This is a genomic window from Pseudoxanthomonas sp. P4_B2, from assembly GCF_056402315.1.
This window is the reverse complement of sequence record NZ_JBFUHQ010000015.1, coordinates 1-1,030: the sequence shown is the minus strand read 5'-3', so window position 1 is coordinate 1,030 and position 1,030 is coordinate 1. Positions and strand designations below refer to the sequence as shown.

At 64.6% G+C, this 1,030-nt stretch carries 1 protein-coding gene; it reads right to left on the bottom strand.

Annotated elements, in window-relative coordinates:
* Window positions 1-1,030: hypothetical protein (locus AC1DTQ_RS18820; protein ID WP_477851570.1), on the bottom strand; the 1,030-nt coding region annotated here is incomplete at both ends.

Below are 1,030 nucleotides of genomic sequence, written 5' to 3'. Positions count from 1 at the left end.
ACCGTGCCGTCCGGGTTGATGGTCAGCGGACCGCTGTTGGTCGGCGTCAGGGTGATCTGCGTCGGCACCACCGCCACGCCATCGAGCGTGTCGTTGCTCAGTACGTTGATCACCGCCGTTCCACCGGCCGTGCCCGAGACCGGACCGGCGATGTCGTTGACCGCGTCGATCGCCGCCGCAGCCACCACCACCGTCACCACCGCACTATCGCAATTGGCAGGATTGGATTGCTCGCAGATCTGGTAGGTCAGGCTGTAACTGCCCGCTGGCGTGGCGGGCGCGATATCGACCCGGCCATTGCTGGTGTTGAGGACGACGCCTGCATTGCTCGGTGGAACAGTAATGCTGAGGACTACATCGACCACGCTGGCAACCGCGCCGTTGAGGCTGTCGTTGGCCAGCACATTGACTACGGCCGTTCCACCGGCGTGGCCGGCGATCGGCGTTCCGCTTGCATTGTCGTCGTTGGCGACGATCACTGCGGCGGCCACAGTGACAGTCACTGTGGCGGTATCGCAATTGGTGGGATTGAGGTTCTCGCAGATCTGGTAGCTGGCGGTGTAAGGGCCGGCCGGCGTGTTGGCCGCGACGTCCACGGCGCCATTCGGATTGATGGTAATGGGACCGTTGCTGGCCGGGATTAGCGTCACCTGCGCCGGCACTACCGCCACGCCGTTGAGCAGATCGTTGCCCAGCACATTGATCACCGCAACGCCGCCGGATCCGCCCGTTCCTCCGCTTACGGGTCCTGCGGTGTCGTCGACGGCGTCTATGGAAGCGGCGCCGACGGTGACATTGACGATGGCGGTATCGCAGTTGGTGGGGTTGAGGATTTCGCAGATCTGGTAACTGGCCGCGTAGCTGCCTGCAGCAGTGCCGGCGGCGACATCGACCGTGCCGTCGCCATTGATGGTGATCGGTCCGCTATTGGTCGGGGTGAGCGTGATCTGGCTCGGCACCACCGCTGCGCCGTTGAGCGTGTCGTTGCTCAGTACGTTGGTCACCGCCGTGCCGCCGCTGGCTCCGGGAA